The 24,345-nt window shown below is 57.8% G+C and carries 20 protein-coding genes and 1 tRNA gene; 9 read left to right on the top strand and 12 right to left on the bottom strand.

The window, feature by feature from the left end; genetic code table 11:
* Window positions 1-60 precede the first annotated feature (60 nt).
* From pstB to pstS, 5 genes are read right to left on the bottom strand one after another with little or no spacing between them, the layout of a single operon-like run.
* Entirely contained in the window at window positions 61-969 is a 909-nt protein-coding gene (gene pstB / locus AB6729_RS00790; RefSeq protein WP_371079658.1) for a phosphate ABC transporter ATP-binding protein PstB, read from the bottom strand.
* Complete coding sequence (gene pstA / locus AB6729_RS00785; protein WP_371079657.1) at window positions 861-1,718, bottom strand: phosphate ABC transporter permease PstA; 858 nt, start codon at window positions 1,716-1,718, stop codon at window positions 861-863. Before pstA ends, pstB begins: the two co-directional genes overlap by 109 nt.
* Entirely contained in the window at window positions 1,718-2,158 is a 441-nt protein-coding gene (locus AB6729_RS00780) for a hypothetical protein (protein ID WP_371079656.1), read from the bottom strand. Before AB6729_RS00780 ends, pstA begins: the two co-directional genes overlap by 1 nt.
* The gene (gene pstC / locus AB6729_RS00775; RefSeq protein WP_371079655.1) at window positions 2,158-3,144 is read right to left on the bottom strand and encodes a phosphate ABC transporter permease subunit PstC; all 987 of its coding nucleotides are present in this window, start codon (window positions 3,142-3,144) and stop codon (window positions 2,158-2,160) included. Before pstC ends, AB6729_RS00780 begins: the two co-directional genes overlap by 1 nt.
* Window positions 3,145-3,154: 10 nt before the next feature.
* Window positions 3,155-4,390, bottom strand: a complete 1,236-nt coding sequence (gene pstS, locus AB6729_RS00770; protein WP_371079654.1) for a phosphate ABC transporter substrate-binding protein PstS — start codon at window positions 4,388-4,390, stop codon at window positions 3,155-3,157.
* A 550-nt stretch (window positions 4,391-4,940) separates the two neighbouring features.
* On the opposite strand from pstS, the gene AB6729_RS00765 reads away from it, so the two are divergent.
* From AB6729_RS00765 to AB6729_RS00740, 6 genes are all read left to right on the top strand, one after another.
* A complete protein-coding gene (locus tag AB6729_RS00765) occupies window positions 4,941-5,234 on the top strand; it encodes a DUF503 domain-containing protein (RefSeq protein ID WP_371079653.1) in 294 nt (97 codons plus the stop codon).
* Between the two features lie 49 nt (window positions 5,235-5,283).
* Window positions 5,284-5,631: a hypothetical protein gene (locus AB6729_RS00760; RefSeq protein ID WP_371079652.1), complete on the top strand. Its 348-nt coding sequence runs from the start codon at window positions 5,284-5,286 to the stop codon at window positions 5,629-5,631.
* A 793-nt stretch (window positions 5,632-6,424) separates the two neighbouring features.
* On the top strand, window positions 6,425-7,675 hold the full coding sequence (locus AB6729_RS00755; protein WP_371079651.1) for a spinster family MFS transporter: 1,251 nt from the start codon (window positions 6,425-6,427) through the stop codon (window positions 7,673-7,675).
* A gap of 162 nt (window positions 7,676-7,837) precedes the next feature.
* Window positions 7,838-10,627: a carboxypeptidase regulatory-like domain-containing protein gene (locus AB6729_RS00750; protein WP_371079650.1), complete on the top strand. Its 2,790-nt coding sequence runs from the start codon at window positions 7,838-7,840 to the stop codon at window positions 10,625-10,627.
* Window positions 10,628-10,767: 140 nt separating this feature from the next.
* Window positions 10,768-11,436: an HAD-IA family hydrolase gene (locus AB6729_RS00745; RefSeq protein ID WP_371079649.1), complete on the top strand. Its 669-nt coding sequence runs from the start codon at window positions 10,768-10,770 to the stop codon at window positions 11,434-11,436.
* A 53-nt stretch (window positions 11,437-11,489) separates the two neighbouring features.
* The gene (locus AB6729_RS00740) at window positions 11,490-12,473 is read left to right on the top strand and encodes an epimerase (protein WP_371079648.1); all 984 of its coding nucleotides are present in this window, start codon (window positions 11,490-11,492) and stop codon (window positions 12,471-12,473) included.
* Window positions 12,474-13,376: 903 nt separating this feature from the next.
* Here AB6729_RS00740 and AB6729_RS00735 read toward each other — a convergent pair.
* Window positions 13,377-14,339, bottom strand: coding sequence for a 2-hydroxyacid dehydrogenase (locus AB6729_RS00735; protein ID WP_371079647.1), 963 nt, complete (start codon window positions 14,337-14,339; stop codon window positions 13,377-13,379).
* Between the two features lie 65 nt (window positions 14,340-14,404).
* Here AB6729_RS00735 and AB6729_RS00730 point away from each other — a divergent pair, with 65 nt between their 5' ends.
* A complete protein-coding gene (locus tag AB6729_RS00730) occupies window positions 14,405-15,409 on the top strand; it encodes an LLM class flavin-dependent oxidoreductase (RefSeq protein WP_371079646.1) in 1,005 nt (334 codons plus the stop codon).
* 66 nt (window positions 15,410-15,475) lie between these two features.
* Here the strand turns inward: AB6729_RS00730 and ispG are convergent, their stop codons facing one another.
* On the bottom strand, window positions 15,476-16,720 hold the full coding sequence (ispG, locus tag AB6729_RS00725; protein ID WP_371079645.1) for a flavodoxin-dependent (E)-4-hydroxy-3-methylbut-2-enyl-diphosphate synthase: 1,245 nt from the start codon (window positions 16,718-16,720) through the stop codon (window positions 15,476-15,478).
* Between the two features lie 63 nt (window positions 16,721-16,783).
* Between ispG and AB6729_RS00720 the strand changes: the two genes are divergently transcribed.
* A tRNA-Arg gene (locus tag AB6729_RS00720) sits at window positions 16,784-16,860 on the top strand.
* Window positions 16,861-16,965: 105 nt separating this feature from the next.
* On the opposite strand, the gene AB6729_RS00715 is transcribed toward AB6729_RS00720, so the two are convergent.
* The 5 genes from AB6729_RS00715 to AB6729_RS00695 form a co-directional block, all read right to left on the bottom strand.
* A complete protein-coding gene (locus AB6729_RS00715; protein ID WP_371079644.1) occupies window positions 16,966-19,695 on the bottom strand; it encodes a TonB-dependent receptor in 2,730 nt (909 codons plus the stop codon).
* 57 nt (window positions 19,696-19,752) lie between these two features.
* Window positions 19,753-20,499, bottom strand: a complete 747-nt coding sequence (locus tag AB6729_RS00710) for a phosphatase PAP2 family protein (RefSeq protein ID WP_371079643.1) — start codon at window positions 20,497-20,499, stop codon at window positions 19,753-19,755.
* Window positions 20,500-20,640: 141 nt separating this feature from the next.
* Entirely contained in the window at window positions 20,641-22,062 is a 1,422-nt protein-coding gene (locus tag AB6729_RS00705) for an ATP-binding protein (RefSeq protein ID WP_371079642.1), read from the bottom strand.
* A 4-nt stretch (window positions 22,063-22,066) separates the two neighbouring features.
* Window positions 22,067-22,732, bottom strand: a complete 666-nt coding sequence (locus tag AB6729_RS00700; RefSeq protein WP_371079641.1) for a response regulator transcription factor — start codon at window positions 22,730-22,732, stop codon at window positions 22,067-22,069.
* A 22-nt stretch (window positions 22,733-22,754) separates the two neighbouring features.
* A complete protein-coding gene (locus tag AB6729_RS00695) occupies window positions 22,755-23,354 on the bottom strand; it encodes a hypothetical protein (protein WP_371079640.1) in 600 nt (199 codons plus the stop codon).
* Window positions 23,355-23,613: 259 nt separating this feature from the next.
* Between AB6729_RS00695 and AB6729_RS00690 the strand changes: the two genes are divergently transcribed.
* Window positions 23,614-24,345 (top strand): rhodanese-related sulfurtransferase, encoded by a 732-nt coding sequence (locus AB6729_RS00690; protein WP_371079639.1) that lies wholly within the window; start codon window positions 23,614-23,616, stop codon window positions 24,343-24,345.

The following is a 24,345-nucleotide window of genomic DNA, read 5'->3' as shown; positions in this document are numbered from 1 at the left end:
CCCTGTTCTCTGTTCCCTGTTCCCTGTTCCCTGTTCCCTGAAGAAGCTACTCGGCAGCAATCAGCCGAAGCGACCGGTCACATACTCTTCCGTCTCGCGCCGCGCAGGCCGCTGGAAGATCACACGCGAAGCATCAAACTCCATCAGCCTTCCCGCCATGAAGAATCCCGTGTAATCCGCCACACGCGCCGCCTGCAGCATGTTGTGCGTCACGGTAATGATGGTGCACTGTTCCTTCAACTCCACCATCAACTCTTCAATCTTCGCTGTTGCAATCGGATCAAGCGCCGAGCACGGCTCATCCATCAGCAACACCTCCGGATCAATCGCCAGCGCACGCGCAATGCAAAGTCGCTGCTGCTGTCCGCCGCTCAATCCAAGTGCCGATGAATGCAAACGATCCTTCACTTCATTCCACAGCGCCGCACGCCGCAGGCTCTGCTCCACACGTGCATCGATATCGCCGCGGCTCACAATATGATTCACCCGCAGCCCATACGCCACGTTGTCATAGATTGTCTTAAAGAACGGCATGGGCTTCTGAAACACCATACCCACCTTGCGGCGCAGCACAATTGAATCAAAGTCAAACAGGTTCTGCTCGCCCAGCAACACATCGCCAGAGATACGCGTGTGCGGCACCGTCTCATACATGCGGTTCAGAATGCGCAGGAACGTCGATTTGCCGCAGCCTGAAGGCCCAATCAGTGCCGTAACTTTTCGTGCAGGAAACACAATCGAAATGTCATGCAATGCATGAAAGCCACCGTAATAAAAATTCACATCGCGTGCCGTGAACTGCGGATGCAGAAAATCCTCCGCTACCGCACCCTGCGGCACAAACACACTCGCCAGCGAACTCATCGGCTCACCCGTCGTCCGCGCTGCAAAATCAAACGCGCCACAATGTTGATCGCCAGCACCGCCATCAACAACACAAAGCCCGCGGCCCACGCCTGCCGATGCCAATCCTCATACGGTGAAATCGCGTAGTTAAAAATCATTACCGGCAGCGAAGCCGTCGGCTCGTTCACGCCCCTGCTCCAGAACTGGTTACCAAACGCCGTGAACAACAGCGGAGCCGTCTCGCCCGCCACACGCGCCAGGTTCAGCATGATGCCCGTAACAATACCCGTAATCGCCGCAGGCACAATCACCGTGAACACGGTCTGCGCCTTGCTCGCGCCAAGAGCCAATCCACTCTCACGCATACTGTTCGGCACACCACACAGAAACTCTTCCGTCGACCGCAGCGCAATCGGAATCATCATGATGCCCAGCGCAATGCCACCCGCCAGAGTGGAGAAATGCCGCATCGGCAGCACCACCAGCGTGTACACAAAGATGCCCATCACAATCGACGGCACACCATTCAGCAGGTCGGTCATGTAACGCACCAGCCCCGACAGCCAACCGCGTCCAAACTCCGCAAGATAAATCCCGGCCAGCATGCCGATGGGAATACCAATCGCGCTCGCAATCAGCAGCATCTTCAGCGAACCGATAAGTGCATTCGCCATGCCACCGCCCTCCTGTCCAACAGGAGCAGGCAGCTTTGTGAAGAAGTCCCAGTTCAGCGAACGCGCGCCATGCCACGCAAGATAGCCCAGGATGAAGAACAGCACACTCACCACCAGCAGCGTGCAAAGCCCGGTCAACGTGAGCATCACCGCGTTCACCACCCGGCGGCGTTTCGGAGGATACGCAGGCGACGCCATCAGTCGTCATCCTCCCGGTCCGACCAGAACCAGACCGTCTTATCTGAACCTTTGCGAATCACAGCAAAGTCGTCTTTACACGTGTAGGTCTGGTAGCCATCCCGGCGCAGCGCATCGGACGAATTCGTAGCGCGCACCTCATCCGGAAACCACTTCGGCAACCCGGTTTCCACAACGAACCCATCCTTCACCAGCGTGCATTTCGCCAGGAAGGCATCCGTTGCATCGCTGGTGAATGTGCCCACAAAACGTTCGGCATCCGTGTCGCCGCTCACCTTCACGGCTCGCAGATTCTGCGGCACCCCGTGCGGCATCCAGCCGCTCTCCACATACTGCCGAACCGTCTCGGCAGAGGGATTTTTCGCTGTCTCATCAAACGTGTTGTCACAGCCCAGCAGCGCAATCAACAACAACGGCACGGCAGAAAACACGAGTCTCATCACGCATTCACCTCCTGCACCTTAAAACGCAGCATCAGTAGACGCGCAGCTGCATTAATTAGCATGGTCGTCACAAAAAGCACCAAACCAAGCTCAATCAGCGCGTGAATATAAAGATCGCCCGTCGCCTCGGTGAACTCATTCGCAATCACAGACGCAATCGTGTATCCCGGCGCCAGCAGCGACAGATGCACATCCGGCACATTACCAATCACCATGGTCACGGCCATCGTCTCGCCCAGCGCACGCGCCAGCGCCAGAAACACGCTGCCCATAATGCCGCGACTGGCATACGGAACCACCGCGCGCCACGTCACATCCCACTTCGTCGCGCCCAGCGCCATCATCGCCTCACGCTGCGATGCCGGCACACTTAACAGCACCTCGCGCGAGATCGACACAATGAACGGCACAATCATGATCGCCAGCACCACCGACGCGGAGAAATAACTCACGCCATAGAACGCGCCCTGAAAGATAGGTAACCAACCAAACAATGCGCGTAGCGGCGGCACCACGTAGTTGCTCAGGATTGGCACCAGCACAAAGATACCCAGCAACCCGAAGATCACACTCGGCACAGCCGCCAGCAGTTCTACCAGGAACGTGAGCACATCGCTCACACTCCGAGGTGCCATCTCCGCCAGAAAAATTGCCGCACCCAATCCAATTGGAATCGCAATCGCCAGCGACAGCACGCTGGTAACAAGCGTCCCATAGATAAACGGCAGAGCGCCGAAAATCTCGCTGCCCGGGTCCCAATCGCTGCTCCAAAGAAAATGCCATCCTGACTGATGCCGCGAGAGCGCCGAATTCACCCACAGGTGCTGCGCCAGCAACCCGGTAATCAAAACCACCGTCAGCGCAGCGCAAATGGTAATCAGATAGGCCGCCTCATCGCCCTTGCGCAGTCGCTCCGTGAACGACAACTTCATCGCTCCCGCACGCTGCGCAACCATCTCCGACGATGTCTCTGTGGTTGTCATTCCCATCTCTTCAGTACTGCAGCAGCTTCAGCGCCTGCAACTCGCGATCCACAATATCCTTCGACAGCGGCGCATACGAAAGCGCAGCTCCATACCGCTGCCCTTCCGTCAAACCCCACGTCAAAAACTCTTTCAGCGCCGCGCCCTTTGCGCGATCCGCCATCTTCGTCGGCAACAGCATCCACGTAAAGCTGCACACAGGATAGCTGCCCACTCCCGGTGGGTTCGTAATGTCCGCGCGAAAATCCGCAGGCATCAGCTTCGACATTGCCGTAGCCGCCGCCGACACCGAATTCAGATCCGCCTTAACAAACTGCCCCTCGCGATTCTGAATCCTGCCGTACAGCATGTGGCTGTTCAACGCATAGACCAGTTCCACATAGCCGATCGAATTCGGCATCTGCCGCACCAGCCCGGCAACGCCCTCATTCCCCTTGCCGCCCAGCCCCACCGGCCAATGCGGCGACGTGGACACCCGCACCTTCGCCGCGAACGCCGGGTTCACCTTCGCCAGGTAATCCACCCACAGGAACGAGGTCCCGCTGCCATCCGCGCGATGAATTACCAGGATGAACTCATTCGGCAGCTTCACGCCAGGATTCGCCTGCGCAATCGCCGGATCATTCCACTTCTGAATCGTTCCCAGAAAAATCCCCGCCAGCGCCGCCGGGGTAAAGTTCAGCTCCGCCGAAACTCCAGGCAGGTTATAAACCGGCACAGCCGCACCCAAAGCCGTCGGGAAGTGCAGAATGCTGGCGCCATTCAATTTGTTCCGCGCCTCGGCCAACTGCGAATCCGTCATCGGCCCATCGGTACCGCCAAAATCCACGGTGCCAATGCTCACCTGCCGAATGCCACCACCGGAGCCAATGCTCTGGTAATTCACCTGGATCCGCGGATGCGTCTTCAGATACTCGGCAGCCCATTTGGAATACAGAGGATAGGCAAAGGTCGAGCCTGCTCCGGTCAGCGTCATCTGTTGTGCCGCGGCAACCGCGCCACAGCCAATCCACAACAGCAGAGCGCACATCCCTGCGACCCGACGAAGCAAAACCACCCCTGAGAAAAAACGGAAATCCAGCAGCCGAACCCACGCCCGCGCCGCCTGCCAACATCGTCTCACACGGAACGCCTGCCCCACAGTAGCCCATCGCCATGAACACACCATGAACGCCAGAGTACGGATCAGGATCTGGTCGCCCAGGTTCTCGAAGCTAACCTGGGTATCGCTCCCAGAGCGATCCAACGCACGAAGTGCGTCCAGCGAAGCTCATACGGCCAAAGGCCGCCATTCTGAGCAAAGCGAAGAACCCCAATACACTTCCTGCAACCACAAACGCAAACCCCTTCCCCCCACAAAACCAAACCAGCTTCGCGAAGCGAAGCTCATACGGTCTAAGACCGTCATCCTGAGCGAAACGAAGTGAAGCCGAAGGACCTGCATTCCTTCCCCGCACTACAAACGCCATAGAGACGCCACCAGGGCGCCAACTGCCCTTTTCCGACAACGAAAGGGAGCCACTGCATTAAGCGCCAAAGGCGCGACAAGATATTAGCCTGGGCCGGAGGCCCAGGTAAGATGGCTTATCGAAAACCCAAGGGCCAAAGGCCCGCCCTATCCCTTCCACCCACAAAACCAAACCAGCTTCGCAAAGCGAAGCTCATACGCATGAAATGCGTCTTTATTTCGGAAGAGCAGGGCTTCAGCCCTGCCGCAAAGGCCCAAACACGCAAGGGGCTTTAGCCACTGAGGGGAATCTCCCACGAAGCATAAAATCCTTCCAAGAAGCCCAAACATGCCCATCGCCACGCTCACCATCGAAATCGCCATTGAGCACGCGCAATCCCTCAAGGACCGCCGTCAGGTCGTGCGTTCATTAAAGGACAAACTCCGCCACGGCTTCAACATCTCCGTAGCCGAACTCGACGAAACACCCATGTGGAACCGCGCCACCATCGGCATCGCAGCCATCCACAGCAGTCGCGACTACCTCCAGGGCCAGCTCCACGAAGTAGAAGACGCCGTCAACCGCCTGGCCACAGGCCTGGGAGCAAACGTCCTCGACACCCAGATCGACATCCTCGACTAACCGCGACATTTCGCCACAGAGCCATGCCCGGGCGCGGTACGATACTGACATGCTCAAAGGCACACTCATGACCATCCGCCTGCTGTGGCTTGTGAACCTCATCACTGGCGTCGCGTTTTACTTCCACGTGGTGGCGTGGCCCATCAGCGTACACATGTACATCGGTTTCGCCATCTCACTGCTGATGATCGTGCTCGCCCTCATGGGCCTCGGACGCGCAGTTGGCCTCGCGGCAGGCACCATCCTCATGGCCATCCTGCTGCCAGTCATCGGCATCCTGCAACTCACCCACATCGGCCGCCCAGACCTGCCCTACATCCAGATCACGCACGTCATCATCGGCATCGCCTCCATCGGCATCGCTGAAGTCCTCGGCAAACGGCTGAAGACGGCGTAAACAAGAGAAGGTCATACACGCAAAGTGTGTCATCCTAAGCGAAGTCCGAACGAACCAAGGGACGTCATTCTGTGCGAAGCTCGAATGCCCAGGGACCTCGTCCTAAGCGAAGTCCGAACGACCAAGCGCGTACCTCAGCAAAGCTCATACGACCGAAAGGTCGTCATCCTGAACGGAGCGAAGCGAAGCTGAAGGACCTGCTTTCCTCTCAACCTTCTACAACGTCTCAGGACACCCAAATACATCAGCATCGGAAACCGGGTGCCCCAGGTTCGCGAAGCTAACCTGGGTATCGCTCCAAAGGAGCGATCCAACGCACGAAGTGCGTCCGGCGAAGCTCCAGCGGCCAAAGGTCGTTCATCCTGAGCAAGCGAAGCTCCAGCGGCCAAAGGTCGTCATCCTGAGCAAGCGAAACTCCTGCGGCCAAAGACCGTCATCCTGAGCAAGCGAAACTCCTGCGGCCAAAGACCGTCATCCTGAGCAAAGCGAAAAATCCCGAGGACGCTGCATAGCCAATACCTCCAGAACATCCGCAGCAACAAGCGCCAAAGGCGCGCCGACATATTAGCCTGGGCCGAAGGCCCAGGTAAGTCGGCCCCGCAAAAACAAAGGGCCAAAGTCCCGCCCTATCCTTCCAGCCACAAACCCAAACCAGCTTCGCGAAAGCGAAGCTCAAACGCACGAAGTGCGTCCTCTTTCGGAAGGGCGCCCTAAGAAGCGCTGGTAGAGAGCGGCTTCAGCCGCTGAGGGAATGCAACCCGGCAGGCCAATAAAACCTGCTATCCTCGTCGCGATGACCGCAGAGACTAAAGCCAACGCAAAAGCCGCCACCGTCGCGTTGGTGCTGCTCACCTCGCTCAACCTCGTCAACTATATTGACCGCTACATCCTGCCCGGCGTGCAGGAGATGATCAAGGCAGAGTTCCACGTCTCCGACGAGCGCATCGGCGCTCTGACCATGTATTTCTTCCTCACCTACATCATCGCGGCGCCGCTCACCGGCTGGCTGGGCGACCACTTCCCCCGCAAGCCCCTCATCGTCATCGGCGCTCTGCTCTGGAGCGGCACCAATCTCTTCACTGCAATGGTGCATAACTTCGACGGCCTGCTCTTCCGCCATGCCGCACTCGGCATCGGCGAAGCCAGCTTCGGCATCTACGGCCCAGCGCTTCTCAGCGACTACTACCCGCCCTCGCAACGCAACCGCGCCCTCACCATCTTCAACGTCGCCATCCCTGTCGGCGCGGCGCTTGGCTACAGCTTCGGCGGATGGGTCGGCCAGAATCACGGCTGGCGCTCGGCGTTTTACATCTCCGCCATCCCCGGTGTCCTCATCGCAGTTGTCATCCTGTTCTTTCTGCGTGAACCGGAACGCGGCGAATCCGACACCCGCAGCGAAAAGAAAAAGTCCTCCGCAGTCCTCGACCTGCTGAAAAACCCCGCCTACCTCACCGCCACGATGGGCTACGCCATGACCACCTTCACCATCGGCGGCATCAGCGCATGGATTCCCAGCTTCCTCCAGCGTGAAGCGGGTATGTCCGCCACATCGGCGGGCTTCTCCGTGGGAGCCATCACCGCCGTAACCGGCATTCTCGGCACAGCCATCGGCGGATGGTGGGCGCAGCGATGGCTCAGGACCGACCACCGCGCTCTCTACTGGGTCTGCGCCATCGGTCCGGCCCTGTGCATCCCGTTCGCACTGCTCTGCTTCTTCGGACCAAAGTCGTTCATGCTGCCATCGCTGGCCATCGCAGAACTGGCACTCTTCCTCGGCAGCGGCCCAGTCAACGCGGCCATTGTGAACTCGGTCAGCGCACGCGTCCGCGCCACCGCCCTTGCGGGTCAACTCTTCCTCATCCACCTCTTCGGCGACGTGCCATCGCCACGCATCATCGGCTTCGTCAGCGACCACAGCAATCTGCACATCGGCCTCGGCGTGTCCGTCATCGCACTGGTCGCGTCGTCCATTTTGCAATGGGGAGGAGCACGCTTCGCACCCCGCGACACCTCCACAGCATCCCCCATCCCGCAACATTCCTGATCCACAACGAAAATTTCTGCTTCTCTCACCGCTGCATTTTCGTACTGATCTACAGGAACCAATCCCACATCGCTTGCGTACTACGCTTCATCTCTTTTTGAAGCCGGACGCGTGAGCCGGTTGTTACCCCCTGTAAGACCAACGATTTTCGAGAGAATGACTGTGAAACTGAATTTGTTCGCCCTGGTTACGGCGGTTACACCCGCGCTTGCACTCTCTGCTGCGGCAGGCGCGCAGTCCAAATGCACGCCGCTTTCCGGCCTGGTGCATGACTCCACCGCCGCCATCATCCCCGGGGCGTCGGTACAAATTGACGACACCGCCCCCGTCCTCGGCGATGCCGCAGGCCGCTTCCATATCGCCTGCGTGCCTGCAGGCCGCCATACGCTCCAGGTCACCTTCAGCGGCTTCGCCCCCCTGATGATGCCCGTCACACTCCCTCACGCCAGCGAACTCTCCCTCACACTGCAGCCACAAGAAGTACAAACCACCGTCGACGTCGCGGACACGGACGACGACAATCCCGCCGCAGTCAATTCCGCTACGGCCACCGGCCCCAGCCAGACCATCTCCGGCAAGCGCCTGCAATCCCTCGCGGATGACCCCGACGACCTGCTGCGCCAGCTCCAGCAAATGGCCGCAGCCGCAGGCGGCGCCCCCGGCAACACCACCATCTCCATCGACGGCTTCGTCAGCGGCGACAACAACTCCACGCTCCCGCCGAAATCTTCCATCGCCTACATCAAGGTCAACCCCGATCTCTTCTCCGCCGAATATCGCAACCCTCCCTTCGGCGGCGGACAGGTCCAGATCTATACCAAGCCCGGCCAACCGTCGTATCACGGCGCTCTCTTCGCCACCAATTCCAGCGCATGGATGAATGCGCGTGATCCCTTCGCCGTCAGCCGCGCCGCACTTGGCAAGCAGCGCTACGGCTTTGAACTCACCGGCCCCATCCGCAAAAAAGGGTCAGACTTCGTTCTCAACCTGGAGCACCGCACCGTCGACAACTTCGCCGCCATCAACGCCGTCACCGTCGACGCGTCCGGCAACCTGACGCCCGTCCTCGCCAACGTACCCACCACACAAAGCCGCTGGATCGGCATGGCGAAAGTCGACTGGCAACTTAACGACAAGAACACCTTCATCGTCAGCTTCAACGCATGGCACAACGACCAGCAGAACATGGGCGCGGGCGGCACCACGCTCCCTGAAAACGCCTACGCCAACAAGCAGTACGATCACACACTCCACATCACCAACGTGACCGTCATCTCGCCCAAGATCATGCATGAAGCCCGCCTCGGCTTCGAGTTTGACGGCAAGGACCAGACCCCGAACTCCCTCAAGCCCCAGCTTCAGGTCGCCGGCGCATTCACCGGCGGTGGCAACACCAATGGTGCCTTCCGCGACCACGAGGTCGACGTCGAGTTCGACGACGACGCCATCATCAACCTCGACAAGCATCTCCTCAAATTCGGCATCCAGTCTGAGGTCCTCCGCGAGCGCTTCCGTTACACCACCAACTTCAACGGCACATGGCTCTTCGGTGGCGGCACCGCACCCGTCCTCGATGCCAACCACAACCCCACCGGCCAAACGCAGACCATCACCGGCGTCGAGCAGTACGTGCGCGCGCTCAATGGCTGGGCAGGCGGCTCGCCCACGCAGTATTCCAACATCGCCGGCAACCCCACCATCAACCTGTCGCAGTACCGCCTCGCCCTCTTCTTCCAGGACGATTGGAAGGTTACGCCGCGTCTCCACTTCGCGTGGGGCCTGCGTTATTACACGCAGAGCAAGCCCATGGTGCATAACAACTTCAATCCGCGCTTCGGCCTCTCGTGGGCGCCGGACAAAGACTCCAAATGGACACTGCATGCACACGCCGGCATGTTCTCCGGCCGCTTCTCTGCACATAGCTGGGCGCAGTTGCTGGACAACGACGGTGTCCAGCGCACCACCAGCCTCATTTACTCACCAACCTGCTCCGGCACCTTCAACCCCGACACCTGCAACCCATTCACCGGAGCCACACCGCTTCAGTCCATCCGTAACGTGGAACCGCACCTGCCCAACCTGTTCTTCAGCATTCAGAACCTGGGCTTCAGCCACACTATGGGTAAAAACTGGTCCATCTCTGCGGACTACTACATCGCGCAACTGTGGCATTACACACGCACACAGAACATCAACTCGCCTCTGAACGGCCAGCCGCTGGGCCCGCGTCCTCTGCAGCAGAACGTCAACATCCTTCAGTGGCAATCGAACGGTCGCGGTTACGGCAACGTCATCTTCCTCGGCCTCTCCAATCAAAGCCTGAAGTACATCCAGTTCTCCGCAGGCAGTGTGCGAGTGAATGTCATTGACGACACCAACGACAGTCCCTTCTACACGCCGCAGCGCACCGGCTCGAACGTAGGCGAATACGCACGCCGCTCCGGCAACGCTCTATGGGAAGTCTTCGGCAACGCCACCGCGAAACTGCCATACGCCATGCAGCTCAGCGCCAACCTCAACTCACAGGGCGACACGCCGTTCAACCTCACCACCGGCTTTGACAACAACGGCGACGGCAACTTCAACGACCGTCCCTTCATCGCCTCCACCGGCACGCCCATCTGCTCCGCCACGATCGCAACCAACTGCGCCTACCAGACGCAATACGGCCTGCTCGGCACCTCAGGCACAGGCGCCACCATCGGCCGCAACGCAGGCGTCCAGCCCTGGACCTTCTATCTGGACACTAACCTGCAGCGCACCTTCAAACTCACGCACAATGCCAAGGCGGAACATCCGCAATCGCTCACGGCAAACATCCGCAGCTCCAACGTGCTGAACCATCTCAACGTCACCAACGTAGGCAGCGTCGTAGGTTCACCTACCTTCGGCCGAGCCACCCAGGGCGACAATGGTCGACGCATCGAAGGCGGCCTTCGCTACAGCTTCTAATTCCGATCCTATAAATCAACATCGGCAGGTGTCTCATCCGAGGCGCCTGCCGATGACTTATTGGACAGAATGGCTCGCATCGCTCACGCTGATAAAGGGCCTCCCCCTGGGAGACTCTGTGTGAGGAGCAAAGCAAAAGAATGGATCAACGCGTAACGATCTGGTGCAAGGCCGTCTTGTTCGATATGGATGGCACACTCGTTGACTCAACAGCAGTGGTCGAGCAGGGCTGGGCCAAATGGGCATCGCGCTATGGACTTCAACTGGATTCCATCCTCAGGTTCTCGCATGGGCGTCCTGCATCTGCAACGATGGAACACTTCCTACCCGGGCAGGATCATGCGGCGGACATTGCAGAGCTTGTAGTGCATGAAGAAACCAATCTGCAGGGTGTGATCGCCATTCCGGGCGCGGCGGAGTTTGTGAATGCAGTGCAGGGACATCCATGGGCAATCGTCACATCCGCCTGGAGAAAATTAGCAACAGCCCGTGTAGGCGCTGCGGGCTTACCAATACCAGAGGTTCTGGTGCCAGTGGATGAGATCAGCAAAGGCAAGCCAGATCCAGAAGGCTTCTTAAAAGCCGCGGAAACACTAGGCGTGCAACCCAAAGACTGCCTGGTATTTGAAGACACACGACCCGGCATCGACGCAGCGCTTCGCGCGGGAATGCAGGTTGTAGGACTGCTGACAACAATGCCCGCAGAGCAACTGCAGCATGAATTGCTAGTACAGGACTTCCGCTCGGTGTCGATTGTTCCGCAGGGCGATCGGCTTGCAGTTTCACTCGTGATTGCAAACAGACCGTAAAGGAAGTTAACGAACTCTCTGAACGGGAACCGCTTCTCCCATAGGATGAGGACATGCGCATTCTTATCCCTGGCGGCAGCGGACAAGTCGGTCGCGTTCTGGCTCGCCATCTCACCGAAGCAGGCCATCAGGTCACAGTTCTTTCTCGCAACCCAGAACCCGCACCCTGGCAAACACTCCAATGGGACGGCATCACGGAAGGCCCCTGGGTCTCCGAACTGCATCGCGCAGACGCAGTCATCGGCCTATCCGGCCGCATCGTCAACACACGCTACACGCCCAAGCACCGCCGCGAAATTCTCGACTCACGCATCCTGCCCACACAGCTTCTCGGCAAACTCATCGCAGCTTCACCCACACCACCACGCATCTGGCTCAACGCATCCACCGCCACCATCTATCGCGACGCCCATGACCATGCGCAGGACGAGTTCGACGGTGAACTCGGCGACCGCCCCTTCGAACGCGGCAAACGCGAATCCGCCTCACTCCCTGAAACCTATTCATTCTCCGTCGACGTCGGCGCGCAGTGGGAAGAAGCTCTCTTCGCAGAAACACTACCGCACACGCAACGAGTAGCGCTCCGCACATCGCTCGTCATGTCGCCCAGCCCCGGCAGCGTCTTCGCAGTCTTCTCGCGTATCACCCGCCTCGGACTTGGTGGAACGCAGGGCTCAGGGGAACAACACGTCTCCTGGATGCATGAACTCGACTTCATACGCGCCATCAATCTTCTCCTGACGCGCCCGGAGATAACAGAAGAAACCGGCGGCATCATCAATCTGGCTGCGCCGGAAGCTCCCATCAATCGCCGCTTCATGCGCACGCTGCGCCGAGCATGGCACATGCCCATCGGTCTCCCGGCCCCAGAGTTCCTCATGCGCCCCGCACTCTGGGCCATCCGCACAGAACCGGAACTCGTCTTCAAAAGCCGCTGGGTATCTCCCGCACTCCTGCTGAAACACGGCTTCCAATTCCGCTTCCCCGACTGGCAATCCGCCGCGACCGACCTGGCCGCCCGCCTGAAGAAAAGCTGAACCCCTCGCATCAGGCGAACTCCAAACGGTCAAATACCGTCATTCTGAGCAAAGCGAAGAATCCCGACGAACCCTAATCCTGCCAAGACCGCCACAAGCTTCCAGCCACCACCCAAACCAGCTTCGCAAAAGCGAAGCTCATACGGTCGCAGACCGTCATCCTGAACGAAGCGAAGCGCAGCTGAAGGACCTGCATTCCTCTCAACTCTCTACAACGCATCAGGAAGCCCAAAACAAACCAGCAGCCAAAAAACCGGGTGCCCCAGGTTCGCGAAGTTAACCTGGGCATCGCTCCAAAGGAGCGATCCAACGCACAAAGTGCGTCCAGCAAAGCTCCAACGGCCGAAGACCGTCATCCTGAGCACTACGAAGCTCCAACGATCAAAGACCATCCCAACAAAGCTCGTACGGTCAACGACCGTCATTCTGAGCAAAGCGAAGAATCCCAACGCATCTTCTCGCAACCTACGCATTCAAATCCTTCCAGTCACAAACCCAAACCAGCTTCGCAAAAGCGAAGCTCAAACGAACGAAGTTCCTCTCCCAGCGAAGCTCCATCGCGCAAAGCGCGTCTTCTTTCGGAAGGGCAGGGCTTCAGCCCTGCCGTAAAGAGACTCACAAATCAAGAAAACCGCGCGGCCAAAAAGATAAACAGGAGCATGAGACAAACCCCGCGCGCCCACGGAACGACCATGGCTGGCCAAACGTCGAAGACTTCGAGAACGGCACGAAGTGCTGTCAAGCCCCTAACCCACCCAACCCCAACAAACCAAAAGAAATAGAGTTGGCAGGTTATTTCCCCCAAACCACTAAAATAGAAAAAGGGACAAGCTAAGAGCCAAAAGCTAACAGCTAAAGGCTTTAGAAAGACGATTCTACAAAACAGGGTGGAGGGGTACCCCACTAGCAAAGCTGATTTTCAGGCATTTCCCCTGCATCATGCGCCAGGATGCCGTTCAGCACCAGCATCCCCATCGCATGACGAGTATCCGTCGTAGCGCTGGCAATATGCGGCGTCAGGAACACATTCTCCAACTCGATATACCGCGGATCAAGCGCAGGCTCATTCGCATACACATCCAGCCCCGCCGCAAACACACGCTTTGACCGCAACGCCTCAATCAACGCATCGTCATCGACCGTATCGCCGCGAGACACATTCACCACCACAGCGTTCTCCGGCAGCAGAGCAATGCGCTCACGGTTCAGGAAGCGGTGCAGCTCCGGCGTTCCCGGCGCGCACAACACCAGGAAGTCACTCACACGCAACAGCTCTTCCGCCGTCGCATGGTAAGTCGCACCCAACTCCTCCGCAGCGGAGAGTTGACGACGATTGTGGTAGTGAATCTCCGTGCCAAAACCCCGCAGACGCGCAGCAATCGCCTGTCCGATGCGGCCCATACCAAGGATGCCCGCACGACGACCGGTCAACCCGATCCCCAGCAACTGCACATTGCTATAACCCTGCCATGTGCCGCTGCGCACCAGCGCCTCAGCCTCATGTCCGCGACGCGCGGCGTTCAGGACCAGCATCACAGCCAGATCGGCGCACGCATCGGACAGCACACCCGGTGAGTAGAAGACGCTCACGCCATACTCCCGGCAGGCATCCAGGTCCACATGGTTATACCCCACGGACACCGTGCCAATAGCCTTCAGCTCCGGCTGCAGCGCCGCGATCACCTCACGCCCCATCGGCTGCATGGCCGACACAAACACCGCCCGGCAACCCTGTGCCCCCTCCACCACTTCCGCAGCCGGAAGAATTCGATCACCATCCGCGCGAACGACATCGAAGTGGGTCGCAATGGCAGCTTCCACGGTTGCAGGCAAAGGTCGGCTCAGAAAGGCTTTGGCGCGTGTCATATCGCTCCATTATCGCCGCATTCCAGGCTATGGTTCGATGTCCATCGAAGCATCATCCAATATCCATGAGCAGGCAATTACAGGTTTCTGTACTCGATCTGGTTGGTATGCGTCCCGACGAATCCACGGGCAACGCCATCGCCCGCAGCGTGGAAACGGCGCAGCACGTAGAGCGTCTCGGCTACAAGCGCTTCTGGTTGGCAGAACACCACAGCATCCGCGGCCTCGCCTGTTCGGCAACCGCCATCCTCATCGGTCATGTAGCGGATAAGACATCCGCCATCCGCGTTGGCAGCGGCGGCATCATGCTGCCCAACCACGCGCCATTAGTAGTCGCCGAGCAGTTCGGCACGCTGGCATCCATGTATCCCAACCGCATCGACCTGGGACTGGGCCGCGCACCTGGTTCGGACATGCCCACCATGCGCGCCCTCCGCCGCACCAGCAGCGGCGACGACTTCCCCGACCTGGTAGCGGAACTGCGTCAGTATCTCGGCGACCCCAAGCCCGGCCAGATCGTCCACGCCGTCCCCGGCGAAGGCACCCACGTACCCATCACCCTGCTAGGCAGCAGCGGCTACTCCGCCCAGCTTGCAGGCCATCTGGGTCTGCCCTTCGCCTTCGCGGCACACTTCGCACCGCAGTATGTGGAACCGGCCATGGAACTCTACCGCCGCCACTTCACACCATCGGACGTGCTGGACAAGCCATACGCCATGGTCGGCCTCCCCGTGATCGCCGCCGACACCGAAGCACATGCCAAGCGGCTATTCACCACACCGCAGCAACGCTTCCTATCCCTGATACGCAACCAGCCCATCGAGGTACGCCCCCCGGTGGACTCCATGGAAGGCCTATGGAACTCCAGCGAAGCCGACGCCGTCGCAGCGCGGCTTGCACTTGCCGTTGTAGGTGATCGCGAAGGCGTGAAGACACGGCTACAGCGCACGGTGGACTGGCTTGGAGTGGACGAGGTCTTCGCAGTAACGGACACCTATGAGCAGGCAGACCGTCTCCGCTCCTACGAGATACTCGCAGACGTAGCGAAGGAGATCACGCTGCCTTCATAGCGCCTGCACCAACGGCAAAGGCGCATGCAGAGAGCATGCGCCTTTGTGTATATGCAGGTAAGTGAACTACGCGGAGACCAGCTCTTCCACCTGCGCTTTGCCGTAGTGGCTCTTCACATAGTCATCCAGGATGACCTTGAACTCATCCACAATGTGGTCGCCCTTGAGAGTCATGGCCAGCTTACCGTCAATGTAGACGGGCGCCTTCGGCTCCTCGAACGTACCCGGCAGCGAGATGCCGATGTTGGCATGTTTGGACTCGCCCGGTCCGTTCACGATGCAGCCCATGACGGCCAGCTTCATCTCTTCGACGCCGGGGTAGTTAACCTTCCAGTCGGGCATCGACGACGTGATGTAGTTCTGCACCTGCTCCGCCAGCATCTGGAAGTACGTCGACGTAGTGCGACCACAACCGGGACAGCTTGTGACCTGCGGTGCGAAGCTGCGGATAGAGAGTGCCTGCAGGATCTGTTGCGCACAACGCACTTCCTCACTGCGGTCGCCGCCCGGCGTCGGCGTAAGCGACACGCGGATGGTATCGCCAATGCCCTTCAGCAGCAGCGGCGCGAGGCCAGCAGTAGAAGCCACCGTCCCCTTCATGCCCATGCCGGCTTCCGTGAGGCCGAGGTGCAGTGCATGGTCCGTGCGTGAGGCGAGTTCGCTATAGACATCAATCAGGTCGCAAACGCCGCTGACCTTGGCCGAGAGGACGATCTGATCACGACGAAGGCCGTAACGTTCCGCCGCTGCAGCGTTGTCCAGCGCGGAGCGCACCATTGTCTCCAGCATGACCTCACGCGCAGGCAGAGGATTAGCCAACTGGTTGTTCTCATCCATCATCTTTGTCAGCAGCGCCTGGTCCAGCGATCCCCAGTTCACGCCAATGCGGACGGGCTTCTGATGCTTTACGGCAACTTCAATCATGGTGCGAAAATTGTCGTCGTCCTTGCGACCGATGGAGCAGTTGCCGGGATTGATACGGTACTTGGCGAGCGCCTGTGCACAGTCAGGATACTTTGCGAGCAGCTGATGGCCGTTGTAGTGGAAGTCGCCGATGATGGGTGTCTCCCATCCCTTCTTGCGGATACCTTCCACGATGTACGGCAGGGCCTTCGCGGCATCATCGTTGTTGACAGTAACGCGTACCATCTCGCTGCCAGCACGTGCGAGAGCGGCAATCTGCTGAATAGAACTTTCGATGTCGGCGGTGTCGGTGTTCGTCATCGACTGCACGACTACCGGAGCATCGGAGCCGACGCGAACGTTGCCAATCTTGACGGTGACGGCCTTCCGGCGGGTAATTTCGGGCATGAGAACCTCAAGTATTAAGTTTACCAAAGCGGCACCCCGGAAGCAGGTACACTAAACGGACGTGGCCCGGTAGCTCAGTTGCATAGAGCGGCGCACTCCTAAGGCGAAGGTCGCAGGTTGGACTCCTGCCCGGGTCACCATCACTTCCCTCTTCCATCTCCAACGACATGCGCGCTTCGAAGTCCTTTCCCCCAAAGAAAATAGGGCGACTGCGCCTATGTGACGCCGCCGCCCTGAAGAGAAGATCAACGTTTTGGCGACAGGCCGAAGGTAACCGAGAGCATAACGCTGCGACCAGGAAGAACACTGACGTTGTCTCCACCGTTGATGGGTGTTTGTCCAGTGGTGTTGAACGGGTCAACATAAGTGGTTCCGTTTGCCGCAATGTTCTGCGTCAACGCGGTACCCGCGATGCTGGTTCCTGTAATGCTGTGTTGGTCAAAGAGGTTATTGAAGCTCAGACGAATCTTGGTCTGGTCAAATCGTCCACCATTGCGGACTGTGTAGTTGAAGAAAAGATTCGTCGCGGAGAAGGGATTGATGGTTGCCTGATTGTGGTACTGACCATTGTCCTGGTACAGCGTCCCCACCCGCTTGTTGAAGATACCTGCGTCCCACGCTTTGTGCTGATACGTCACAGCTTCCGTTTGCGTATCCGATGGGGTGTTGGCGACCCACAGACCGGAAGGTGCGGCGAGCGTCAACTGCGCTGTCGATGTACCGCAGCCCGTAGCTCCAGACGTGCAGCTTACTGCGAGATTGCCCACATAGGTGGCGCGGCCAACCGTTGCATTCAGATACACACTTAAGCCGTGCGCAATGTAGATATTGCTCTCTGCTTCAAAGCCCTTGGTGATGGAGCTGGGCTGCAGGAAGTAGATCGGCTCGCCCGACGGATCAAGCGTGGATGAATAGCTGTTCTGGAAACGCGTGTGATAGAAATCCGCATTAAAGGTCACGTGTCGCAGCTTGACGATGCTACCGAACTGATAGGTTGTGGAGCGCTGCTGCTTCGGCTGCGTCTTCACAGGTATTCCCGTTGCACTCTGCTTATAGTCAAAGACCTTGCTCGGGGGCACAACACTTCCCGTGGCTAACTGAGCATAGGCAGACCAGTTGCTGGTGAGCTTGTAGTTTCCGTCAATAGAGGGCAACCACGCTGAATACGTGCCCGAATTTGTAATGAAGGAATTCGGATCATTTGTACCCAGACCACCAATCGTTTTTCCGTTGTCGGCATACTGCTTGGTCTGAATGTTGTAGTGAGCAAACTTCGTTCCGGCCGTTACGTCGAGCTTGCGGGTTACGTGAAAATCATATTCCGCATACGGCTGAAAAGAGTTTGTCCAGAACGATTCGTTGAAGTTGGAGAGGGGTTGATTGGCCCAGTTATTCAGCGGATCAGAAGGAAACTGGTGCCGGTTAGTTGCAGCCCACTCATACCACATGCCTGCGCGCAGGATTCCGAAGCGCGACACCTGGCTCAGCGTAGAAGTCTCACCATACTTGCGGTAACTGTTGTACTTATCCACACCGCAAGGGAGCGCGCTGACTCCCTTCTTCGCCACCTGCACGTTGCATGGTGCAATCGGCATACCGTTATAGGTTTTGGAGCCATTGATGGAAGTCAGTTCCGTGATGGGTGTGGCATTCGAGTATTTCTCGCCGTTGTCGTAGTTATAGGTATACGGCTTCACATCCAGAATGAAATTCTTTCCAAACTCTGAATGCACGCCCACGTACTCAAAATCTGTGGGAACGTGGTAGTAGTTGTACTGATTATTCAGATAGTTCACTGGATCGGAGTTATCCGTGAGCAGGAAGTTGATTCCCGAACCCGCAAAGGGCGCCAACGTTCCAGTGCACGTATAGCCATTCTGTGCGCCATACATCTGGCAGCGAGTTGCATTGAAGTTGGGGGTATTCGCATCCAGCCAGATCACACCGGAAAATCCCGAAAGATACGTCTTGTCTGAGAATTTGTACTGAGCCTTGATGGCACCCGCATTGCGTGTCTGATGATTGAAGGTCTGGTAGCCATCAGACTGCATGTGATGCACATCGATGGAAAAGTTCAACTTCTTACCGGGCAGCAGACCGCCCGAGTCATATTCGAAGTTATAGAGCTGAGTATTAAACGAGCCATAAGCAACACTGCCGCGGATGTTGCTGACCGGCGATACAGGCTTCGATAGAAGATGGATGGATCCACCAAAAGGCGTGGGGCCAATGGTGGAAGCAGAACCCGGGCTGCGATCGAAATCAATGCCGCCAAGGAACTGCGATGGGAAAAATGCCCACGAGTGATGCGTCGGAGTGTTGGTGTCGTAGAAAGGGATGCCGTCAAAATCAATGTCGTAGTTACCGTCAGGAAAGCCGCGGAAGTAAGTGCTCGATTGTCCGAGTCCCACACCATTGCCGTTCGTTGTGAAGGTACCCGGCGCCATCGCCACAGCTTCGCCAAAGTCAGCTACGGGTGACGTAAAGTTGCGGAGAAAGTGCTGCGTAATCACCGTGCGCGCAGAACGAGCATCCAGTGGTGTATCCATGGGAGCAAGTGCGGCAGCGACAGAATGCGTTGGGTCTGCTTCAACATTCACCTCGGTCGCTACCGATCCGATGTTGAGCGTCATGGAGAGGTCTGTCGCCTCGCTTCCTGCTACCGTCACGCCAGTCTTCACTGTGGAGGTAAATCCCGTGGAGGCAGCCTCGACGCGATAACGGCCATGGGGCAGTCCTGTAACGCTAAAGTGTCCCTGCGCATCGGTGACCGTGCTGCGTGCAACCGCTCCGCCATTTTCAGCGGTGATAGTAACGGTGGCGTGCGAAATGGAACTACCCTTGGCATCCAGAACTGTACCCGTGATGGACGCAGCTATTTGCGCAACGGCCATATGCGTTGTGACCAGAAACGCAGCGCCAACAGCAAACAGTGGCGCGCGTGCACACTGCAACAAAGTCTTTCTATTCGTCATCCGTAACCTCCGAGAAAATGTTGTTTGTAAAAGCTGGCTGTAAGAACAGCGGCGCGCTTAACGTGACGCCGTTACTGTGAGTCGTTGCTGCAACTCCTGCTGGGCCGCGACAAGCCGCGCGCGGAACACAGGGTTCGTAAGCATTGCGCCGAACATGGCGGAGGCTATCTCGCGGGCTGCCACTAGATCACTGGCGTAGTGCACTCCGCAGGTCAGCCGATGCTGCGCGTAGACGTCTGTGCGCGCCAGGATCAGGTCCTTCTTATCAGGAGCGATGTAGGCCATCGTGTAGCCCAACAGATAGCCGGAGAGCGTGTGGCCACTGGGGTAGGAGTTGTGCTCGGTCGTGATCTTGCAAGCAGGGTGCAGCGTGCTATCCAACTGGTACGGTCGCGGACGCGCGAATGCGTTCTTCAGCGGTGTGCTGGCCACGGCTTCTTCGTTATGCACGTCCGTGGAAAGTGCAGCCAGTTGCGGCAGATTCTCCGCCGTGAATCCGCTGCCGAAGATATTGCGATAAATGAAAATGTCCTGCTCTACGTCATCTGCCTGGGCTGCCTGCACATCCTGCGGTGTGCGGGCTGCTTCCAGCTTGTGCAGTTGCTCCAACTCCCGCACGGTGGCTGCGGAGGTATCACTTGGAGGATGCCCCACGATCAGGCTGGTATCCAGGGCAGACCCAAGAAGAAAGCGCGAAGTCTTTACTGCCTTGGGCGAAGGCGGGGTTGTCGCAGCCTGTTGCGCTGCCAGGGAGGCACAAAAGAGCAGGCCCAGAGCAGCCGTGAAGCGATTGAGTTGAGTCATATCAGGGGCGAGACTAGGGGTGCTTTTTGAAAGAACAGAGAGAAAACCATTGCAGGACTGTGAATTTGACCTTGTAGATGTCGCGCCTATGCGCATTTCTGTTGAAATTCAGATGGATTTCAGGTCTGCTTCAGAGCCTTTTCAGAATTGAGACAACTCCGCAATCGCTTCGCTGGAAACGTGCAGTTCGTCTCCTTCAGGGAAATCGATGTGGAATGTGGACCCCTGAAGAGGTGTACTTTCCACCGCTAAATCCGCACCGTGAGCGTCTGCAATCCATCTCCCGATGGAAAGGCCAAGACCATTGCCAGCGCGCGATTTCCCTTCTCGCAGATCCGCCTGATAAAAGCGATCGAAGACATGCGCGCGCACGCTTTCCGGCATGCCCACACCGGTATCGCGCACCGTAACGCGCGGTCGCATCCCGCCCCAGGAAACCTCTACTCGAATTTCGCCATGCTGCGGCGTATAGCGAATCGCGTTGTCCAGCAGGATGCCGAGCAGGCGCTGCAATAAAACCTCATCGCCGTTAACGCTGATCGATTGCTCTGGAAGTTGCCAGTCAAGGTAGATGCTGCAGGATTCGGCAAGGTCTTCCACACGCCGGCATCCACTTACGACCAACTCTGATAAATCAACCCGCTTAAACTGCACTTCATTGATGAAGTTGTCGCTCTGCGCAAGCGTCAGCAACGCATCCAGCAGCGTAGTGGCAGTGCGGCACTCCGTGACAATCTTCTCCAGGTCATGCCTATATTCGTCTTCTTCGCGTGGGCGAATTAACGAGAGCTGTGCCGTCGCCAGCATGACGGTGATGGAAGTACGAATGTCATGCGATGCATCTGCGGAGAAGCGGCTCAGTCGCAACACCGCAGCTTCAAGCCTTGCCAATAGCTGATTCCAGGCAATCACCAGGTTCTGCACTTCATCACGCGCCGTGGGCACGGGCAATCTGCTGGAGAGATTGCCAACACCAATTTCCAATGCGGCACGCGTAATACGATCCACCGGCTTCAAAGCATGGCGGCTCAAAAGATATCCGCTGACCGATGCCACAATCAGCAGCGCAGGCAAGAGAAGGAACAGCGCGTTGCGGTACCTGCTGAGGATGATGGCCTCTTCATCCAGCACGCCACCGATGTAGAGACGCACCGGTTGCCCCTTCAGCAACATGGCATGGCACAACACTAATACCGGCCCACCCTGAAGGATGACCGTGCCGTAGGTTGGATGTTCGCATCCCTCCGATTGTGGCAGGTCTGGCCCTGGTTGATCCGTAGGAAACATCCACGAGCCATCCGCATTACGTATGTGGAAGAGATTGCCTTCGTGCGTCACCAGAGCGTAGTTCTTCAACTGCTCGATGATGCTGGCCTGCGTACGCGAAGCCTCATTCGTTTGCAGAAGACTGATGAGTCGCGCCTCTCGCCCATCCAGATGTGTTTGTTTGCCCTGGATGAGTTCATAGTGCAGCAGACCGTACGTCAGCATGCCGAAGAGCACCAGCCCTGTGAACATGACAAGCGAATACAACAGCGCGAGTTTTGCGCGCACCGAAAGCATCAGCCTATCCCTCTTCAAAGATGTAGCCGATGCCATGCACCGTACGGATCACCGTGTGATCTACCTGAAGTTTTGAGCGCAGCCCGTGGATATACACATCCAGCGTGTTCTCCTTTACGTCTGCCGCAAATTCCCAGCCAGCTTCAATTAACTGCTCGCGCGAAGTGACAAGGCCTTTGCGGCGCATCAGAGTTTCCAGCAGCACGTATTGCTTGCGTGTCAGCGCGATCTCTTTGCGATTGCGGATAGCAACTCGACGGCCCGGATCCAGAACGATATCGCCCGCGCTGAGCGCTTGCGGATCTTCGCGAATAACGCGTCGGCCAAGCGCTGTTACCCGAGCCAGCAGGATCTCCAGGATGAATGGCTTCACCAGGTAATCATCTGCACCACGATCGAAAGCATCCACGATCTTTGGCACTGCATCCACCGCCGTCAGCATCAGGATGGGTGTCTTGCACAACTTGCGGCGCACACGCTCCAACACAGTAAAGCCATCAATACCGGGAAGAAGGATGTCCAGCAGAGCGACGTCAAACTGTCCGTTTAACAGGCACTCCTCACCTTCATGTCCGTCATAGCAAATGCTCACACGGTGGCCTTCTTCACGCAGTGCACGGTTCACCAGGGCTGCAATCCGCGTATCGTCTTCGATGACCAGTATGTTCATTCGCGTTACCGCGATCAGGCTCTTACCGCAGCGCGATCTTCAGGTCCTCATGGATCAGCCGTTGTGAAGTGAGTTTGCCGTTTGCGTCGAACGACAGGACAATCACCCAGTCATACACATCGTCCGGCCACTTGCTGTCAGGTATCAAAGTCTTCGAAGCGCCGAAAGCCTCCAGCAATGCTGGAATCTGACCGTGCCGCCATGAAATCAGCGGATGTGTTCCATGCGGGCTGTCACGCAGTTCCTTCACCAGCAGCGCATTGTCCTTCGTGCCAATGTCGCTGTGGAGAGGCATACCCGTGGCGGCATGCAGAGGCTCCAACGTCAATCGTGGCCGCATACTTTCGTCGCTGTCTGCCCCTGCGTAAAGACCATCCACGGCAAAGGACAGATCGCCGTCCTGAAAGTGCTGGAAATAGTTCACATAAGCCTTGGCGCGCGCCTCGCCCTGCGGCGTAAGTCCGTGGCTGTCAACTGACTTATCTGACTTGTCCGGTTTTTCCGAGTGACGGACAATGAGCAGAACATTGTTGGCCAGATAGTCGTGGCGGGACTGACCTGTACCAGACACAGACCAAAGCATCGCGAAGGCGAACATCGCCAACACACGTATGACACGCATGCAGAAACTCCAGGGTGAGACGGATCGCCGAATTAAGGGATCTTCACTTCAAGAAGACCTGAGCAGGGTTTATCGCAAGATGAACACTCGGTAAATTTCCATTTTTGGGCATTGTTCCGGCGCCCCGGCGCGAACGCGGGATAGGCCGACGATTGGCTATTAACATCATCGTTTTCATAAAGATTCGTTCTACAAACGAACCCTTTTGTTTCCATGCAACCGGTCGTCACGGCCGCACGGCTTTTACACTGGAAGCAGGATGTACACGGTCGCTGCCTTTTATCGCTTCTTCGCCCTCACCGATCCGCAGGCTCTGCGTGACGAACTGCATGAGACATTTGCGCTCACGGATCTGCGCGGCACCACGCTGCTGGCACCGGAAGGGGTCAATGGCACGATGGCAGGCTCAGCGGAGACGATGGAACGATTCCTGAATTTACTGAGAGAACGCGCAGGGTTAGACCGCGCAGAAGTAAAGTTTTCCTCCAGCGAAAAGCCGCCGTTTCGTCGCCTGAAGTTCAAGCGCAAGCGCGAGATCATTACCTTTCGCGCGGATTCACCGGTGGACCCGACGCGACCGGGCACCTATGTGGAATCTGCGCGCTGGAACGAACTGATTTCCAGCCCCGATGTGCTTCTGCTGGATACCCGCAACACATACGAAACGGAAATTGGCACTTTCGATGGCGCGGTGATGCCGCCCCTGGAGAAGTTTTCGGATTTCGCGCAATGGGTCCAGGAACATCTTGATCCAGCACGGCATACAAAGGTGGCAATGTTCTGCACGGGTGGTATCCGTTGTGAAAAGGCTTCTGCCTATATGCTGCAGCAGGGCTTTCCAGAGGTGTATCACCTACGCGGCGGTATTCTGCGTTACCTGGAGGAAACTCCGGCGGAACAGAGCCAGTGGAAGGGTGACTGCTACATCTTCGATGAGCGAGTGGCGGTGAAGCATTCCGATCTGCGGTCGGAAGATTCCATCCGGGACTAA

Source organism: Terriglobus sp. RCC_193 (genome assembly GCF_041355105.1).
GTDB lineage: Bacteria > Acidobacteriota > Terriglobia > Terriglobales > Acidobacteriaceae > Terriglobus.
The sequence above is the reverse complement of the archived record's forward strand: the minus strand, read 5'-3'. Positions and strand labels throughout refer to the sequence as shown.

Excerpts from the sequence above, each read along its gene's own strand:
- pstA (WP_371079657.1), bottom strand. The coding sequence starts at position 1,718 with ATGGCGTCGCCTGCGTATCCTCCGAAACGCCGCCGGGTGGTGAACGCG.
- AB6729_RS00780 (WP_371079656.1), bottom strand. The coding sequence starts at position 2,158 with ATGAGACTCGTGTTTTCTGCCGTGCCGTTGTTGTTGATTGCGCTGCTG.
- pstC (WP_371079655.1), bottom strand. The coding sequence starts at position 3,144 with ATGACAACCACAGAGACATCGTCGGAGATGGTTGCGCAGCGTGCGGGA.
- AB6729_RS00765 (WP_371079653.1), top strand. The coding sequence starts at position 4,941 with ATGCCCATCGCCACGCTCACCATCGAAATCGCCATTGAGCACGCGCAA.
- AB6729_RS00760 (WP_371079652.1), top strand. The coding sequence starts at position 5,284 with ATGCTCAAAGGCACACTCATGACCATCCGCCTGCTGTGGCTTGTGAAC.
- AB6729_RS00755 (WP_371079651.1), top strand. The coding sequence starts at position 6,425 with ATGACCGCAGAGACTAAAGCCAACGCAAAAGCCGCCACCGTCGCGTTG.
- AB6729_RS00745 (WP_371079649.1), top strand. The coding sequence starts at position 10,768 with ATGGATCAACGCGTAACGATCTGGTGCAAGGCCGTCTTGTTCGATATG.
- AB6729_RS00740 (WP_371079648.1), top strand. The coding sequence starts at position 11,490 with ATGCGCATTCTTATCCCTGGCGGCAGCGGACAAGTCGGTCGCGTTCTG.
- AB6729_RS00735 (WP_371079647.1), bottom strand. The coding sequence starts at position 14,339 with ATGACACGCGCCAAAGCCTTTCTGAGCCGACCTTTGCCTGCAACCGTG.
- AB6729_RS00730 (WP_371079646.1), top strand. The coding sequence starts at position 14,405 with ATGAGCAGGCAATTACAGGTTTCTGTACTCGATCTGGTTGGTATGCGT.
- ispG (WP_371079645.1), bottom strand. The coding sequence starts at position 16,720 with ATGCCCGAAATTACCCGCCGGAAGGCCGTCACCGTCAAGATTGGCAAC.
- AB6729_RS00715 (WP_371079644.1), bottom strand. The coding sequence starts at position 19,695 with ATGACGAATAGAAAGACTTTGTTGCAGTGTGCACGCGCGCCACTGTTT.
- AB6729_RS00710 (WP_371079643.1), bottom strand. The coding sequence starts at position 20,499 with ATGACTCAACTCAATCGCTTCACGGCTGCTCTGGGCCTGCTCTTTTGT.
- AB6729_RS00705 (WP_371079642.1), bottom strand. The coding sequence starts at position 22,062 with ATGCTTTCGGTGCGCGCAAAACTCGCGCTGTTGTATTCGCTTGTCATG.
- AB6729_RS00700 (WP_371079641.1), bottom strand. The coding sequence starts at position 22,732 with ATGAACATACTGGTCATCGAAGACGATACGCGGATTGCAGCCCTGGTG.
- AB6729_RS00695 (WP_371079640.1), bottom strand. The coding sequence starts at position 23,354 with ATGCGTGTCATACGTGTGTTGGCGATGTTCGCCTTCGCGATGCTTTGG.
- AB6729_RS00690 (WP_371079639.1), top strand. The coding sequence starts at position 23,614 with ATGTACACGGTCGCTGCCTTTTATCGCTTCTTCGCCCTCACCGATCCG.